The sequence below is a fragment of the Hydrogenophaga sp. IBVHS1 genome, from assembly GCF_002127265.1.
GTDB lineage: Bacteria > Pseudomonadota > Gammaproteobacteria > Burkholderiales > Burkholderiaceae_C > Hydrogenophaga.
This window is the reverse complement of the sequence record NZ_NFUU01000001.1, coordinates 1311089-1327311: the sequence shown is the minus strand read 5'-3', so window position 1 is coordinate 1327311 and position 16223 is coordinate 1311089. Positions and strand designations below refer to the sequence as shown.

Sequence of the window (16223 nt, the reverse complement as noted above, 5' to 3'; positions counted from 1 at the left end):
TGTGGATTCTATCGACGGGCCCGTCTGTAGGACATCGCGCACAAGGATCGCGGCCTGCGCCTACGCCACGCTCGTGCGAACGCGCATACCCTGAAGCCACATGAACACTCCCGTGAGACGCCTCAGGACCCGACACGTGCTGATCGGCACGGCGGCCGCGCTTGTGTTGGGCGTGGTGGCGCTGGAAATCGCCGGCTGGCCTTTCCTGCGCCAACCGGTCGAGCGCGCGATGGCGCGCGCCACCGCTGTGCCCACCACCTTGCAGGGGCCTTTCAAGCTTCACCTGTTCTGGCGCCCCAGGCTGGAGGTGGATCACCTGAACATCGGCTCAGACCCGCGTTACGAGGTGCCGCACCTGCTGGATGCACGCAACGTGGTGCTGGCCTGGCGCTGGGGTGACGTGTGGCGCTGGCGCCAGGGCGAGGCACTGCGCGTGCATGCGCTGAAGGCCGACACGCTCGATGCCCACCTGCGACGCACACCGGAAGGGCAAGCCAACTGGCAACTGGGCGACCAGAGCAAGCCGAAAGACCCGCAGGCCAGAGGCTTCGACCTGCCTCGCTTCGGCACCCTCATGGTCGGCCGCGGGCAGATCGACTGGCGCGACGCGGTGCAGGATGTGGACCTGGACATTGCCGTGCGCGGCAGCGAAGGCGAGGCGGTCAGCCAGCAAGGCGCGGGCTACGAGGCCACGGTGACGGGTCGTTACCAGGCCATGCCGATGAAGCTGGCCGTGAAGGCGGGTGGCACCCTCCCCTTGTTGCAGGACCCCGATGCATCGGCGCAAGCGCCCTGGGTGCCCGTGCGGGTGGAAGGCAGCGTGGCGTCCTCCCGCTTGCTGTTCGATGGCGAAGCAGCCGCGCTGCTGGGCACGCCGCGGTTGCGTGGTGCGCTCGAATTCAAGGGCCCGTCGCTCGCCGCCGTGGGCGAGCCGCTGGGCATCACGCTGCCCACCACGCCCCCGTTCGACCTGAAGGGCAACCTGCAGCACGAAGGCGGGCAGTGGCGCTTGCAGGCGTCGCGCGCCCACATCGGCAGCAGCCGCCTGGCCGGCGATCTGCTGTTCGATCAGACCGTGCGCCCGGCTCGACTCAGTGGCGAGTTGAATGGCTCGCGGCTTGCCTTCGCCGATCTCGGCCCTGCCGTGGGCGCCAATGGCGCAGGTGACAAACCCGCGCAGAGCCAAGCCGATGGCCGCGTGTTGCCGCAGCGCAAGTTCGACCTGCCCTCGCTCAAGGCCATGGATGCCGACGTGCGCATGAAGTTCGAGGAGCTCGACTTCGGCACGGCGTCGATGGCGCCTTTGCGCCAACTTCAAACGCGGCTGCGGCTCGACGGTGGCGTGCTGCGCCTCGAATCGCTGCAGACCGTGGTGGCTGGCGGCTCGCTCAAAGGCATGACCCAGCTCGACGCCAACGCCAGCCCCGCGAAATGGGAAGCGAATCTGGATTTCGCCGGCATCGATGTGGCGGGCTGGCTGCGCGGCCTGCAGAAGGATGGCGCCACCGAAAAGCCCCCGGCAGCCACCGCCACCACCGCGCTCAAGCGCGAACGCAACGAAGCCCGCCAGGGTGGTGACCAGCCCGTGCAGTCTTACCTGACGGGCGCACTCTCCGGCAACGTGAAGGTCACAGGCGCCGGCAACTCCACCGCCGCCATCCTGGGCAGCCTCAATGGCCCGATGCAGATCAACCTGCGCGACGGCACGGTGTCGTATCTCATCACAGAAGCCCTGGGGCTCGACGTGGCGCAGGCGCTGGGTGTCGTCGTCAGCGGCGACAAGCCCCTGCCGCTGCGCTGCGCCCGCTTCGACCTGATGGCCAGCAAAGGCGTGATCGAACCCCGGCTCGCGGTGGCCGACAACGCCGACAGCACCATCTGGGTGACTGGCCCCATCAACCTGAAGAACGAAACGCTGGACCTGCGGGTAGTGACCCGCCCGAAGGACTGGTCGCCGCTGTCCCTGCGCACGCCCATTACCGTGGGTGGCACGCTCGGCAACCCCGATGTGGGCATCGAGGCGCAGGGCCTGGTGGGGCGTGTGCTGGGCGCGCTGGCACTGGGCGCCACCGTGGGGCCGCTGGCGGCGTTGATTCCCTTGATCGAGCAAGGCAGCAAGGAAGGCGCAGACCCCTGCAACCCCGTGCTGGCCAGCGCGCCCGCGAAAAAGCCCTGAACGGTGTGACCGGGTTGGTCAGTGCACCGTCACCACGGGCTCTGCGTGGCGGTTGCGCCGCCAGGTGGCGGGCGGCACGCCGTACTCGCGCCTGAAGGCGCGGATGAAGGCGGTGTCGGTCTGGTAGCCCACATCCTGCGCAATTTGCGCGAGCGGCGCCTTGCTCCGGCACAGCAGATTGGCCGCCAGCATCATGCGCCACTGGGTGAGGTACTGCATGGGCGAGCTACCCACCAGCAACTGGAAGCGCTCGGCCAGCACCGAGCGCGAGGTGCCGGCCGAGCGCGCGAGCTCGTCCAGCGTCCAGGCGTGCGCGGGCTTGTGGTGCAGCGCGTTCAGCGAAGCGCCCACGATGCGGTCACCCAGGCCCGCGAGCCAGCCGGTGCGGCCCGCGCTCTGCTCGTGGATGTAGAGCCGCAGCACCTCGATGAACAGCACCTCGGCCAGCTTGGCGAGCACGCCCGCGCCACCCGCGCGCGGTGACCGTGCCTCGGCCAGCGCGTAGCGCACCGAGGCTTCGAGCCACACGCCCGCGTTCGAGCCGCGCACGTTCACACGCACCAGCGGCGGCAGGCCGGCGAGCAGCAGCCGGGCCAGCCGGGCATCGCAGGCCAGATAGCCACACAGCAGCCGCGTGGTGGCGCCACCGCCACCGTAGTTCAGCTGGCGCGGCCGGCGCTGCAGCAGCTCCTTGAGCGGTGTGCCTGCAGCAGGCGGCAACCCCGGCGCAGATGACATGCGGTGCGCATCGCCCTGCGGAAACAGGATCACGTCACCCGCCGTGAGGCGCATGGGTTCTTCGCCCTCCAGTTCCACATGGCATTCGCCCTCGGTGATGAGGTGAAAGATGATCACGCGTTCTGCGCCGGGCTCCAGCAGCGGCGCGGCTGCGTCGGCTGGGGGCGACTGGTAACACCACGGCGCGGTGAAGCGCGCCTGCAGAAAAATGGCGCCCACCAGTTGCACCACGCGCAGGGTTTCGGAAAGCGCATCCATGGTGAGCTACGCAGTTTCCACGCGGATGGTCAGCGGCAGTGCGCTGCGCACCAGAGAGGGGATCGGAGAACTGCCCAGCGCGGTCTCCACGAAAGCGCGAAGCCGGTCGGGTGACTCGGCTGGCGCAACGATGCGCACGGTCAGACTCACTTCAAGCGGCCCGGCGGGGACCTGCCGGCCGTCCGCATCCGTCATGGCGAACATGCCGCGCGCATCAGATCGGCTCTCGGCCCGAACTTCCAGCGCCTCGATGGGCAAGCCCTGCAGGGCAGCCGCCATGGTGATCGAAGTGGTTGCGCACGAAGCCAGGCCGGCGCGGAAAAACCACCCCGGCGTGACCTCGTCACCGGCACCGCCGAATTCGGTCGGCATGTCGGAAGGCAGCGCCGTGCCGTTGGCGTGCCGAACCACCACGCGCATGCCGTTCGTCCACTGCGCAGTGGCCGGCGTATCGTCGTGCAAGCCCGCCTCGGGGCGGCGGGAGAAAACCGACTGAACGCGTTGCAAGGCCTGGGTGATGGGAGTCTGCGACACGGTGTTTTCCTTCAGTGGAGGACAGGAACTCAGCGGCGGATTATGAGCGGACCAGGTGCTCGCTGGGGTGGCTTCGGACGCGTGGTCAGCTTTCCCGGACGTCGAGTCAAGGCCAGCGCGATGGGGGGCCAGTTGCGGACGATCGGACAGACCTGCCAGCCGCTCGAACAGGACAGCGATGGCCCACCGGCGTTCCACTGCATGCCGGGCCAACCGCTCCATGGCGGTCACCCCGCCCTTGCCAGCCAACCCACCAGGAGAGAACACCATGAACGCATCCAACGACCTCATTGCCCTCAAGGCTCGCCAGCAGACCGCCTGGGCCAGCGGCGACTACGCCGTGATTGGCACCACCTTGCAGATCGTCGGCGAATCGCTGGCCGAAGCCTGCGACCTGCGCTGGGACGAGCGCGTGCTCGACGTGGCCGCCGGCAACGGCAACGCCACCTTGGCCGCCGCGCGGCGCGGCTGCCAGGTCACCTCCACCGACTACGTGGGCGGCCTGCTTGAACGCGGCGCCGAGCGCGCGCGCGCCGAACGCTTCGACGTGAAGTTTCAGGAAGCCGACGTGGAAGAACTGCCGTTCGCACACGCCAGTTTCGACGCCGTGCTCTCCACCTTCGGCGTGATGTTCGCGCCCGACCATGCACGCTCGGCTTCGGAGATGCTGCGCGTGTGCCGCCCAGGCGGCCGCATCGGCATGGCCAACTGGACACCAGCCGGCTTCATCGGCCAGCTCTTCAAGACACTGGGCAAACAACTGCCGCCACCTGCCGGCCTGCAACCCCCTTCGCTCTGGGGCATGGAAGCGCACCTGCGCGAACTGTTTGGTGCGGGTGCTGCAAAGATCGGGGTGACGCCTCGCATTTTCAACTTCCGCTACCGCTCGGCCGCGCACTTCATCGACGTGTTCCGGACCTGGTACGGCCCGGTGCACAAGGCCTTTGCAGCCCTGCCCGCCGACAAGGCCCAGGCGCTCGAAGCCGACCTCACGGCCCTGCTCAACGGCCTGAACCAGGCCGGGCCCGGCTCGCTCGTGGTGCCCAGCGAGTACCTTGAAATCGTCATCACACGCAGCTGAAGCCCCATGGAACCCCGCCTGCAACGCCGCGTGCAACGCTACGGCTGGGACCTGGCCGCCGATGACTACGAGCCGCTGTGGCAGGCGCAGCTGGCGCCCGCGCAGGCCGAGCTGCTGGCGCAGGTGGCGCTGGCGCCGGGCGAGCGCGTGCTCGACGTGGCCTGCGGCACCGGTCTTGTGACCCTGCCGGCGGCGAGGGCGGTGGGGCCGCACGGCCGGGTGCTGGGTGTGGACATCTCCGAGCGCATGGTGCAGACCACGCTGCACCGTGCGCGGGCAGAGCAGTTGCATCAAGTCGATGCGGCGCGCATGGACGCCGAGCAACTGGCTCTGCCCGATGCGGGCTTCGACGTGGCGCTGTGCGCCTTCGGTCTGATGTACCTGCCAGAACCGGAGCAGGCATTGCGCGAACTGCGGCGCGTGCTGCGCCCGGGCGGCCGCCTCGGCCTGGCGATCTGGGGTGAACGCGCTCGCTGTGGGTGGTCGGCACTGTTTCCCATCGTCGATGCCGAAGTGACCAGCGAGGTCTGCCCGTTGTTCTTCCGCCTCGGCCAGGCCGACACGTTGGTGCGTCTGTGCGCACAAGCTGGCTTCAACGATATGCAAACCATGCGCATCAGCACCACCCTGCGCTACACCCATGCCGACGACGCCTGTCGGGCCGCCTTCGTGGGTGGGCCGGTGGCGCTGGCCTGGTCGCGCATGGACGAGGCGGCCCGAGAGCGCGTCAGCGCGGCCTACCTGCAGGCCATCGACGGGTGGCGCACCGGTGCTGGCTACGCGGTGCCCGCCGAGTTCCTCATTTCCACCGCCACTTCGCCTTCCTGACGCTGACGCGGCAGGCACTGCGGGTACTCGCGCTGGATGAAGTCGATGAGCTGTTCGCGCACATGGCAGCGCAGGTCCCACGCGGCACCGGCGGACGCTGCCGTGACAAGGCAGCGCAACTGCAGAGCCTGCTCACCCGCTTCGGTCACCTGCAGCAGGGCGAAGCGCTTGTCCCAGTGCGGGCTGCTTTCCACCGCCCGCTGCAGCGATTCGCGCAGTGGCGCAAGCGGCATGCGGTAGTCCACCCAGAGAAACACGGTGCCGATGAGTTCGGAGGTCTGGCGCGTCCAGTTCTGGAACGGCTTTTCGATCCAGTACTGCAGCGGAACCACGAGCCGGCGCTGGTCCCAGATGCGCACCACCACGTAGGTGCCCGTGATTTCCTCGATCACGCCCCATTCGTTCTCGACGATCACCACGTCGTCGATGCGGATCGGCTGGCTCAGGCCGATCTGCAAACCCGCAATGAGGTTGCCGAGCACCGGTCTCGCCGCGAAGCCCGCCACGATGCCCACCACGCCCGCCGAGGCGAGCAGGCTGGCCCCGACCTGTCGCACGGCTGGAAAGGTCATGAGCATCAGCGCGCCGCCGATCAGGATGATGAGGCCCTGCACAGTGCGCGAGAGCACCAGGGTCTGCGTCTGGATGCGGCGCGCCACCAGGTTGTCGGCCACGGCCAGCGGGTTCGCAGCCGCCACGCCATTGGCCGCCCCCTGCACGGTGCGGGTCAGCAGCCAGGTGATCACGCCGATGAGCAGCAATGTGGTGAGGCGCTCGGCCCAGGTGAGCCAGCCCATGCCCTGCGGCGCCTGCTGCCACGCGATGTTGAGCGCGAGCAACTGCAGCAGCAGGTGAGCAGGCGCCTCGATCGCCCGACCCACGGAAATGATCATGGGCGAATCGCGCCCGGCGCGTTGCACGATGCGCCGGCCCACGCGGTACACCAGCTCGGCCAGCAGCATGAGCAGCACCGCCACCAGCAGCGCGGGCAGCCATTCGACGAGAAACGGAGGGAAATTTTCGGGGAGCCAGTTCGACACGTTCATGCCACAGCATAGCCAGAACCGTGCCATCCACGCTTTTGGCATGGGCACACGCGTGGACTACAGTGGTGCCCATGAAAACACGCATCGTGATCGTCGGTGGCGGCGCTGGTGGTCTGGAGCTGGCCAGCAAGCTCGGCCGCCAGCTCGGCGCAGAACAGGTGACGCTGGTCGACCAGCAGTTGTTCCACATCTGGAAACCGTCACTGCACGAAGTGGCTGCGGGCACGCTGGACATTCACCAGGAAGGCCTGTCGTACGAAATGCTTGCGCACGACAACCGCTTTACCTTCTGCTTTGGCGCCATGACCGACCTTGACCTGGAAGCACACGCCGTGCAGGTGGCGCCCGTGCTCGACGAACACGGTGAAGAGCTGGTGCCTGCGCGCACCGTGCCCTACGACCAGCTGGTGATTGCCGTGGGGAGCACCGCCAACCACTACAACGTACCGGGTGCGGCCGAACACACCCTGTCGCTCAACCGGCCCGCCGACGCCGAGCAGTTCCGCCTGCGCATGCTCAAGCTGCTCACGGCCGCCGAGCTGCGCAAGAGCGCGGGCAACGAGGGCCAGGTGCGCATCGTCATCATCGGGGGCGGCGCCACTGGCGTGGAGCTGGCGGCCGAGCTGCGCGAAGCCAGCGTGGTGCACTCGCGCTACGGCTTTCGCCGGCTCGACCCGCAGCGCGACGTGCAGCTGACGCTGCTCGAAGGCGCCGACCGCATCCTGGCGCCGCTGCCGGAAAAAGTGTCCAGCGCCGCCGCCAAACTGCTCCAGCAACGGCACGTCGCCATCGAGACGAAATGCCGTGTGGCGCGCATCACGCCCACGCAGGTGGAAGACGCCACCGGCCGCGTGTTCCAGGCCGACCTGGTGGTGTGGGCCGCCGGCATCAAGGCGCCCGATGTGCTGAGCACGCTGGGCCTGCCCACCAACCGCACCGGCCAACTGGAGGTGGACGATCACCTGCTCGTAAAGGGCCACGCGAACATCCACGCCCTGGGCGACTGCGCCGCCTGCCCCACCGCAGAGGGCGGCTGGGTGCCCCCACGCGCACAGGCCGCCCACCAGCAGGCCAGCTACCTGCACGATCTGCTGTTGCGCCACGCCATGGACAAGCCGGCGCAGAAGCGCCCCTACGTCTACAGAGACCACGGATCGCTGGTGTCGCTGGGTACACAGACCTCGGTGGGCAGCCTCATGGGCAACCTGTTCAAGTCCACCTGGTATGTGCAGGGCCTGCTCGCCCGCACCATGTACGTGAGCCTGCACCTGATGCACCACCAGGCGGTGCTGGGCACGCTGCGCACCGGTGTGCTGGCGGTGGCGCGGTTCCTGGTGAAGCGGGCGACGCCGCTGGTGAAGCTGCACTGAACTCCGCCTGGCGCGCGGCCAGCTCAAGAAATCCGGGAAGCCGCCGATACGGAGGCATCAACCCTCCTTCCCGGACCCCATGGACGCCCCACACCACCCCTCTGCCGGCGCGGCTTCGCGCCACCCGTCTCCTGCGCTCGCCGCCGCTGGTGAATTCTTGAGCTTTCGCCTCGGTGCGGAGGAATACGGCATCGACATCCTGCACGTGCAGGAGATCCGCTCTTACGAAGAGCCCACCCGCATCGCGAATGCGCCGGCGTTCATCAAGGGCGTGGTGAATCTGCGCGGTGTGATCGTGCCGGTGGTGGACATGCGCATCAAGCTCAATTGCGAAAAGGTGGAATACAACGGCTTCACCGTCACCATCGTCATCAGCGTGCACGACCACGTGATCGGCCTGGTGGTGGATTCGGTGAGCGATGTGATCGAGCTCACCCAGGATCAGATTCGGCCCGTGCCGCAAATCAGCACCTCGCTGGACGCCGACTTCATCACCGGCATCGCCAATGTGGGCGAACGCATGCTCATCCTGGCCGACATCGGCGCCCTGGTCGGCAGCGCCGAACTTGGCCTGGTGAACGCGCCCTCCGCTCTTCAGTAAACCTTCCCCCTTTCGTCATGAACCTTTTCCGACATCTCTCCGTCGGCGCCAGGCTGTGGGCCGGCGTCATTGCCATCATCGTGGCGCTGTTCGTGGTGGTGGCCACCGCAGGCTCGCGCTCTTCCAGCCTCAATGAAGAGTCCGAACGCGTGCTCTCGGCCCTGGCCGCCAAGACCACCATCGCCACCGAATGGGCCGGCCTGACCGAAACCAACGTGACGCGCGTGCAGGCCTCCATTGCCAGCACCGACCCGGCCATTGCCGAGATGTACAAGGACCTGATTCCTGCGGGCGTGGCCTCCATTTCCGAACTGCAGAAGCAACTGCAGGCGATGGACATGAGTGCACCCGAGAAGGCCCAGCTGGAAAAGATTGCCGGGCTGCGCAAGGCGGTGCTGGATTCGCTGGCGAAGGCCAACGAAATGAAGAAGGCCGGCGATGCTGCGGGCGCCGCGCAGGAAATCTCGTCGCGCTTCAATGGCGCCGTCACGCCCTACCTGGCCGCGCTGCGCGAGTTCGCCCGCATGCAGACCGACATCCGCCAGCAGGCGCAGGCCGAGTTCACCGAGCGCCGTTCCACCAGCCTCACCATTGCCACTTTCCAGGTCGGAATCCTCATTGCCGGCATCGTGGCTGGGGCGTTCTTCCTCATCCGCAACATCCGCAATCCGCTGCGCGAAGCCATGGGTTTTGCCGAGCAGATCGCCAGCGGCGACCTGACCGCGCAGATCAGCAATCACCGCAAGGACGAGTTCGGCGCCATGAGCGCGGCGCTGCTCAGCATGCGCGACCGCCTGGTGAACGTGGTGGCCGACGTGAAGCGCGGCACCGAGAACATCAACGTGGCCGCGCGCGAGATTGCCACCGGCAACAACGACCTCTCGGCCCGCACGGAGCAGACCGCCTCCAACCTGCAGCAGACCGCTGCGAGCATGGAGGAGATGTCGGGCGCCATTCGCCAGTCCGCCGACTCGGCGCGCGTGGCCAACCAGCTGGCCGACGTGGCGGGCCAGAGCGCGCAAAAGGGTGGAGAAGTGGTGAGCCAGGTGGTGGCCACCATGGAAGAGATCAACCAGGCCTCACGCAAGATCAGCGACATCATCGGCGTGATCGACGGCATTGCGTTCCAGACCAACATTCTGGCGCTGAACGCTGCCGTGGAAGCGGCCCGTGCCGGTGAGCAGGGCCGTGGTTTTGCGGTGGTGGCGGGCGAGGTGCGCAACCTGGCGCAACGCAGCGCGCAGGCCGCCAAGGAGATCAAGGTGCTCATCAGCGCCAGCGTGGACAGGGTCACCACCGGCACCGAGCTGGTGAACCAGGCCGGTCAGACCATGGGCGAGATCGTGGCCAACGTGGTGCGCGTGCGCGACATGATCGGCGAGATCGCCAGCGCCTCGGGCGAACAGGCCGACGGCGTGAACCAGATCAACTCGGCCGTGGCCAACCTCGACCAGCTCACGCAGCAGAACGCCGCGCTGGTGGAAGAAAGCGCGGCCGCCGCGTCCAGCATGAACGACCAGGCCGACCGCCTGGCCCAGGTGGTGCAGGTGTTCCGCGTGGACGCCCACGCCGCCACGCAGAGCGCCATCACGCAGTTGCGCCCCGCCGAGCCGCGCAAGCTGCCGGCAGCCAAGCCGGCGCCGAAGGTGGTCGCCACAGCCAAGGCCGCTCCGCGCGCCGAAGCCAAACCAGCCACACCGCCCACGCTGAAGACCAGGGTGGCGGTGGCGGAGAAGGCCAGCTCGAACAACGAAGAGTGGGAGTCCTTCTGAAGCCAGAACCCCGCTGAAGCTCAGCGGGGCCTCGACAGCCCCGGGAAAATCCGCAGAATGGCGCGATGACCCAACAGTACTGGCTGATGAAATCCGAGCCCGAAGAATGCTCGATCGACGACGCGCTGAACGCCCCCAAGGCCACCGTGCCCTGGACCGGCGTGCGCAACTACCAGGCCCGCAACTTCATGCGCGACCAGATGAAGGTCGGCGACGGCGTGCTGTTCTACCACTCCAGTTGCCCCGAACCGGGCATCGCCGGCATTGCCAAAGTGGCATCGGGCACCCGGCCCGACCCCACCCAATTCGACAAGAAATCCCCCTACTTCGACCCGGCCTCCAAACCCGAGGAACCGCGCTGGCTGCTGCTGGACGTGAAGGCCGTGAAGAAGACGCGCCTGATGGGACTGGCCGAACTGCGCGAGATGCCCGCGCTTGCCGACATGGTGGTGTTGAAGCGCGGGAACCGGCTGTCGATCACACCGGTGAGTGAGGCGCACTGGAAGGTGATCAACAAGAAGCTGGCGGACGATTGAACGCGTTCGCTCACGCAAAAAAAGCCCCGACGCGTCACCGCATCGGGGCTTTTTCATTCAAGTGCCGCTTTCAGGGAGGGCAGGCAGGCGCCAGCGGGCGGAACGCGGATGCGGCGCTGCCGGTGTCGTCCACGCCCAGCGTGCTGTCGGTGAACGTGCAGCCGTAGGCCGCGTTGGCCACGGTGGCTGGCGTCATCACGTCGTCGCCGGCGGGTTTCACGCCGGTCTGCTCCCAGGTCACCATGTCTTCAAACGCTCTCACCTGCTCGGCCGTGGTGAAGTCGCAATGGCTGGCGCCGCGGATGGCGCGCTGCACCAGCCAGCCGGCATTGCCCTTGGCGGCTGCGCGCTGCTGGTACACCTGCTGCATGCTGAAAGGCACGAACAGATCACCCAGCGTGTGGATGGACACCACCGGGATGCTGAACTCGCCGTTGATGGCGGGGACCCAGCGCAGGCCATCCCTTCTCAGGCGGTTGGCGTCGGGTGCGGCGGTGAGCTTCTGCACGCTGTTGTTGAGCGCGGTCGAGCCCGGCACATCGCCTGCAATCAGGTAGGTGAATGCGTTGGTGTCCAGGATGTTTCGGTTCAGGATGCCGGTCACGGTGCCGTCGCTGCCGAAGGTGCCGTAGGCCGACTGAAAGCTGCGGCCGTACAGCACGCCTTCGTCGAACATCGGGCGCTCGCCACCGGTGAGGTTCTCCACCACCGACAGGTACTTGACGCCTTGCGCGGTGGGCACGATGTTGGCCGCGGTGAAGGTGGAGAACAGCGAGCTGGTGACCAGTCCCACGATCTCCGACCATTTGTCGGTGGGGTAGCTGGGCACGCCAGCCAGCGCCTGGGCGGTGACCTGCATGCCGGCGAACCGGTTGAAGAGCTCGGCATCACCCATCACACCGCACATGGGCACCGCGCCGTGGTAGCTCACCTTGTTCTTCGCGGTGGCCATGGCCTCTTGCTCGATGGCCGCGCCCGTGACGTGGCCGCCCATGGAATGCCCGGTGATGTAGATGCGATCGGGCGCGGCGAGCGCCCGGCCATTGGTCGCGGCGATTCTGGTGAAGGCCAGCGCGAGCGCGTTGGTGTCTTCCACGCCGGTGCGCACGTCGTAGTAGTTGGTGGAATAGCTGGATGCCGCCCAGGCATAGCCGTTCTCGATGAGATAGCGACGGATGCTGGGGTTGGACACCGTGAGCACGGAACCCTCACCACGGAAGCCGTGCGCATACATCACCAGCTTGCCGTTCCAGCCGGTGGCGGGCACCTCCACGCGGTAGGCCGCCCCGTTGAGCACACCGGCCCACCGATCGGTCCCCGCGACCACGCCCGCCATGGCGGCAAACGTGGTGGCACTCGGGTCTTGCGGCGTGAAAGTGCGGCTGTCCTGGGCGCGCGTTTCCTCTGGCACCACGGGTGGTGGAGGCGCAACGACCACCGGGTCGTCGCCGCCACCACCGCAGGCGGCGAGCAAGGCTGCGCCCGCCAGAATCGCCAGGCGAAATCTGTTTGCTGTTTTCAAGGTTGTCTCCAAATCGTTGTAGGTCAATCAATGGTTGTTCACGCGAAAGCGCACACAACCCGTCGGTTATGCGGTGACGGATACAACGGCAGGAGCGGGATTACCCGAAAAAAGTCGCACAGGCGACGCGCATTGTTTCCCACGAAGCGGGCATGTCGTTTGCCCTTCCGGTCGCACCTGGGGATGAGGCCAATGTCGCTGGGTACAGTGCAGCCTTACCCTGGCGGGGTGGTGGTGCTTGAATATAGGCTGACGTAATCTCACCGTTGGCAAACCAGGAGACACCCATCGCCACGATTGAAAACCCCCTGCCCGGTCTTCGCCTTCGCCCGTTCGCAGGCGACAGCGACTTTCCCGCGATGGCCGAGGTTGCCAACGCCGTGTTTGCCGCAGACGTGATGGGGTGGGTGCGCACCCCCGAGCACATCCGGCGCGACTACGCCAGCTTCACCCATTTCGACGCGAGCAAGGACCTCGCCATGGCGGAGGTGGATGGCCGGCTGGTGGGCTATGTGCGCACGGTGCAGTGGATCGACGAGAAAGGGATCCTGGTGCAGGGACAGGTCGGCTTCGTGCATCCGGCGTTCAGGCGCCGGGGGGTGGGCGACGAGCTGTTGCGCTGGGTCGAGGCGCGGCAGCGCGAAGTGGCACAGCTGCAAGGCGCTGCGGATTCCGTGCACCATGTGTTCGTGACCGAGGGCGAGACCGATCGTGCCGCCCTGTTGCACCGCGCAGGTTATGTTCCCATCCGCCACTTTCTGCGCATGGAGCGGGCGACGCTCGACGACATCCCGGACTTCCCGCTGCCCGAAGGCTTCGAGCTGCGCAGCGTGCAGCCCGAGCACCTGCGGCCCATCTTCGACGCGCACATGGAAGCACTGCAGGACCACTGGGGCGTGGCGCCCGCCAGACCGGGCGACTTCGAACGCTGGACCACCCTGCCCACCTTCCAGCCCCACCTGTGGCAAGTGGCGTGGCACCGCGAGACGGACCAGGTCGCCGGACAAGTGAAACCCTTCATCAACGAAGAGCAGAACCTGACGCAGAACCGCCGGCGCGGCGAGACCGAGTTCATCAGCGTCGGCGCGCCCTGGCGAAGGCGCGGCCTGGCACGCGCGCTCATCGTGCGCGCCCTGCAGGCGCAGCGCGACGCCGGCATGAACGAATCCGTGCTGGGTGTGGACGCTGACAACCCGCACGAGGCCGCCAGGCTCTATGAGCTCTGCGGATTTCGCGTCACGCAGCGGAACATGGTGGTGCGCAAGAACGTCAAGGGACGGTGATCAGAGCCCCCACGTCCACAGGCTCCATCTCCAGGCTGGAGAGCTTCAACTTATAGTGCTAGCGGTCAGCGGGCAGGCCATGCCATCAAGGCAGGGATTTTTTTGATGCCCTATCCAGGAGAAGCGGTTTGCAAGAATCAGAGACATCCCTGCCGCTGCCTCAGCGGCTGCTGGCGGCGGCCGTGGTTGTCACCGCGCTCTACTTTGGGCGGGATCTGCTGATTCCGCTGGCGTTGGCCACTTTGCTGGCGTTCGTGCTGGCGCCACTGTCCGAACGCATCCGGCGTGTGGGCATTCCGCGTGCCGTGGCGGTGATGGCGGTGGTGCTCGTCACGCTCGGGGCGCTGGTGGGCATGAGTCTGTTCATGGCCGGACAGGTTCGCGAGCTGGGCAAGGAACTGCCCACCTACCAGAGCAACATCGCGACCAAGTTCGACCGGCTCCGGGCGCACCTGCGCGCACCCGGCATCTTCAGCGAAGCCAGCCGTGTGATCGATGCGGTGGAATCGGAAATCGCTCAGACCCAGGGGGAGCTGGAGAAAGGTTCCGCACCTGCGCAGCGCCGCCCGGCCCGAGTCGAAGTGGTTCCCGTGACGCCCGGCGCGTATGCCACCGTCGGCCTCTGGCTGGAGCGATTCGGCCCGCCCGTTGCGGTTTTTGCCACCACGCTCATCTATCTCGTGCTGGTGCTGTTGAATCCAGGCGACCTGCGCGATCGACTGGTGAGGCTGCTGGGCGGCAGCGTGCACCGCACCACCGACGCGCTGAACGACGCAGGCCAGCGCGTCACCCGCTACCTGACGATGCAATTGGTCGTGAACCTTTGTTACGCCATTCCCATGGCGGCCGGGCTGTGGTTGATCGGCATTCCCGGCGCGCTGCTGTGGGGGCTGGTGTCTGCGGTGCTGCGCTTCATCCCTTACGTGGGCGCGCTGGTGGGTGCCATTTTCCCGCTGCTGCTGGCCGTGGCGGTTGATCCGGGCTGGTCGATGCTCCTGTGGGCTGTGGCACTGATCGCGGTGCTCGAGCTGATCAGCAACAACATCATCGAACCCTGGCTCTACGGCGCGAGCACGGGTCTGTCGGCCATGTCGTTGATCGTCGCCGCGACGTTCTGGACGGCGCTGTGGGGACCGGTGGGTCTTGCCCTGTCGACGCCGCTGACGGTGTGCCTGATGGTGTTCGGCAGGCATCTGCCTCAACTCGCGTTCCTGGACGTGCTGCTGGGGAGTCGGCCTGCTCTGGAGCCCTCCGCCCGCCTGTACCAGCGGCTGCTGGCCGGCAACAGCGCCGATGCCATCGAACTGGCAGACGATTCGGTGGAGACGTCGAGCCCACGCCAGTTCTACGAGGATGTCGGCATCCCGGTGCTGCGCATGGCCACCGTGGACCACCGGCTGCAGGAGGCCTCTGCGGAACACCGCCACCGTGTCGTGAGCGGCATGGGGGCGGTGATTGAAGAGTTGCGCACACGCTACCCCACCGATCGACCTGATGGACCGCTGGAAGCACTTTGCATTGGCAGCCGCTGGACGGTGGACACACTGGGGGCCAGCATGGCGGCGCACGCGCTGGCGCTGGACGGGGTGGCTGCTTCAGCCGCGCCCATGGCGGCGGGTGCGGTCACAGGGGAGCTGATTGCCTCGCTCGGTTCCGAAGGAGCCAAGGTATTCGTGTTGTCCTACTTCAGCCCCAAGCCGCAGGAGCACGCGCAATATTTCGCCCGCCGGCTCAAGCGGCGCTGGCCGGAATCGAAAGTGGTGCTGGCGCTGTGGAACGTGGAGGGCGCAGAGATTGCGGCATGGCCGCTTGCCGACTGGGGCGTGGACGCGGCAGTCGGCTCGATCAATTCCCTGGTGACCGAGGTGTCTGCCCGGCTCGACCGCGTCGGTGCGGCGGGCTGGACACCGGCGCAATTCGGGGACGAGGACGAAGAGCGCGTGCGTGCGCTGCGCGAGAGCGGCGTGCTCGACGCATCGCTGCGCGGCACCTTCGACAGCGCCGCGCGACGCGCCGCAGACATCTTCGACATGCCCACAGCCTTGATCACGCTGATCGACGACCAGTGGCAGTACAACCATGGCGACTCGACCAAGTCGGGTCGCATCGGCACCGGGGATCCGGAACGCGGGCCTGAGCGAAGCGTGTCGATGTGCGGCCACGTGGTGGCAGGCGGCGCGGTGATGGTGGTGCCGGACGTGCAGCGCGACCCGCGCTTTGGGGGCAACCCCGTGCTGATCGAGAGCGAGATCCGCTTTTACGCCGGTGCGCCGCTGCGCGATGCAGATGGGCACATTCTGGGCACACTGTGCCTGCACGACACAGAACCCCGCACCATGAGCCTGCGCGACGCCAGGCTGCTGGAATCCCTGGCCGAAGAAATCATGGCACCACTGCGCAAGCGCACCGTATCGCCCGCGCCTTCGATTGGCACGGACGCTCAGGTGAAAGCGGTCGATCCGGAGCGGGCTTGAAGTC

Annotated in this window: 13 protein-coding genes; 9 read left to right on the top strand and 4 right to left on the bottom strand. The window is 67.1% G+C overall.

The genetic code is table 11. The features are described 5' to 3' along the window. Positions 1-100 precede the first annotated feature (100 nt). On the top strand, positions 101-2176 hold the full coding sequence (locus CAP37_RS06400) for an AsmA family protein (protein WP_086123410.1): 2076 nt from the start codon (positions 101-103) through the stop codon (positions 2174-2176). An 18-nt stretch (positions 2177-2194) separates the two neighbouring features. Here the strand turns inward: CAP37_RS06400 and CAP37_RS06395 are convergent, their stop codons facing one another. Both CAP37_RS06395 and CAP37_RS06390 read right to left on the bottom strand, forming a co-directional pair. Continuing rightward, positions 2195-3172, bottom strand: a complete 978-nt coding sequence (locus CAP37_RS06395; protein WP_086123409.1) for an AraC family transcriptional regulator — start codon at positions 3170-3172, stop codon at positions 2195-2197. A 6-nt stretch (positions 3173-3178) separates the two neighbouring features. Then, positions 3179-3706 (bottom strand): OsmC family protein, encoded by a 528-nt coding sequence (locus CAP37_RS06390; protein WP_218776826.1) that lies wholly within the window; start codon positions 3704-3706, stop codon positions 3179-3181. 268 nt (positions 3707-3974) lie between these two features. Between CAP37_RS06390 and CAP37_RS06385 the strand changes: the two genes are divergently transcribed. Then, positions 3975-4787, top strand: coding sequence for a class I SAM-dependent methyltransferase (locus CAP37_RS06385; RefSeq protein ID WP_086123408.1), 813 nt, complete (start codon positions 3975-3977; stop codon positions 4785-4787). Positions 4788-4793: 6 nt separating this feature from the next. Continuing rightward, positions 4794-5615 (top strand): class I SAM-dependent methyltransferase, encoded by an 822-nt coding sequence (locus CAP37_RS06380; protein WP_086123407.1) that lies wholly within the window; start codon positions 4794-4796, stop codon positions 5613-5615. On the opposite strand, the gene CAP37_RS06375 is transcribed toward CAP37_RS06380, so the two are convergent. Then, the gene (locus CAP37_RS06375; RefSeq protein ID WP_086123406.1) at positions 5564-6661 is read right to left on the bottom strand and encodes a mechanosensitive ion channel family protein; all 1098 of its coding nucleotides are present in this window, start codon (positions 6659-6661) and stop codon (positions 5564-5566) included. The genes CAP37_RS06380 and CAP37_RS06375 overlap by 52 nt on opposite strands. A gap of 71 nt (positions 6662-6732) precedes the next feature. On the opposite strand from CAP37_RS06375, the gene CAP37_RS06370 reads away from it, so the two are divergent. From CAP37_RS06370 to CAP37_RS06355, 4 genes are all read left to right on the top strand, one after another. Continuing rightward, positions 6733-8031: an NAD(P)/FAD-dependent oxidoreductase gene (locus CAP37_RS06370; RefSeq protein WP_086123405.1), complete on the top strand. Its 1299-nt coding sequence runs from the start codon at positions 6733-6735 to the stop codon at positions 8029-8031. A gap of 79 nt (positions 8032-8110) precedes the next feature. Next, entirely contained in the window at positions 8111-8632 is a 522-nt protein-coding gene (locus CAP37_RS06365; RefSeq protein ID WP_086123404.1) for a chemotaxis protein CheW, read from the top strand. 17 nt (positions 8633-8649) lie between these two features. Further along, positions 8650-10404 (top strand): methyl-accepting chemotaxis protein, encoded by a 1755-nt coding sequence (locus CAP37_RS22120; RefSeq protein ID WP_086123403.1) that lies wholly within the window; start codon positions 8650-8652, stop codon positions 10402-10404. Positions 10405-10469: 65 nt separating this feature from the next. After that, positions 10470-10940, top strand: coding sequence for an EVE domain-containing protein (locus CAP37_RS06355; RefSeq protein WP_086123402.1), 471 nt, complete (start codon positions 10470-10472; stop codon positions 10938-10940). A 70-nt stretch (positions 10941-11010) separates the two neighbouring features. Here CAP37_RS06355 and CAP37_RS06350 read toward each other — a convergent pair whose 3' ends face one another. After that, positions 11011-12462, bottom strand: a complete 1452-nt coding sequence (locus CAP37_RS06350; protein ID WP_143435893.1) for an alpha/beta hydrolase — start codon at positions 12460-12462, stop codon at positions 11011-11013. 266 nt (positions 12463-12728) lie between these two features. On the opposite strand from CAP37_RS06350, the gene CAP37_RS06345 reads away from it, so the two are divergent. Continuing rightward, positions 12729-13745, top strand: a complete 1017-nt coding sequence (locus CAP37_RS06345) for a GNAT family N-acetyltransferase (protein ID WP_256926887.1) — start codon at positions 12729-12731, stop codon at positions 13743-13745. Positions 13746-13873: 128 nt separating this feature from the next. Next, positions 13874-16219 carry an AI-2E family transporter gene (locus CAP37_RS06340; RefSeq protein ID WP_086123401.1) on the top strand — a complete coding sequence of 782 codons (2346 nt, stop codon included), beginning with the start codon at positions 13874-13876 and terminating at the stop codon, positions 16217-16219. The last annotated feature ends 4 nt before the right edge of the window (positions 16220-16223 follow it).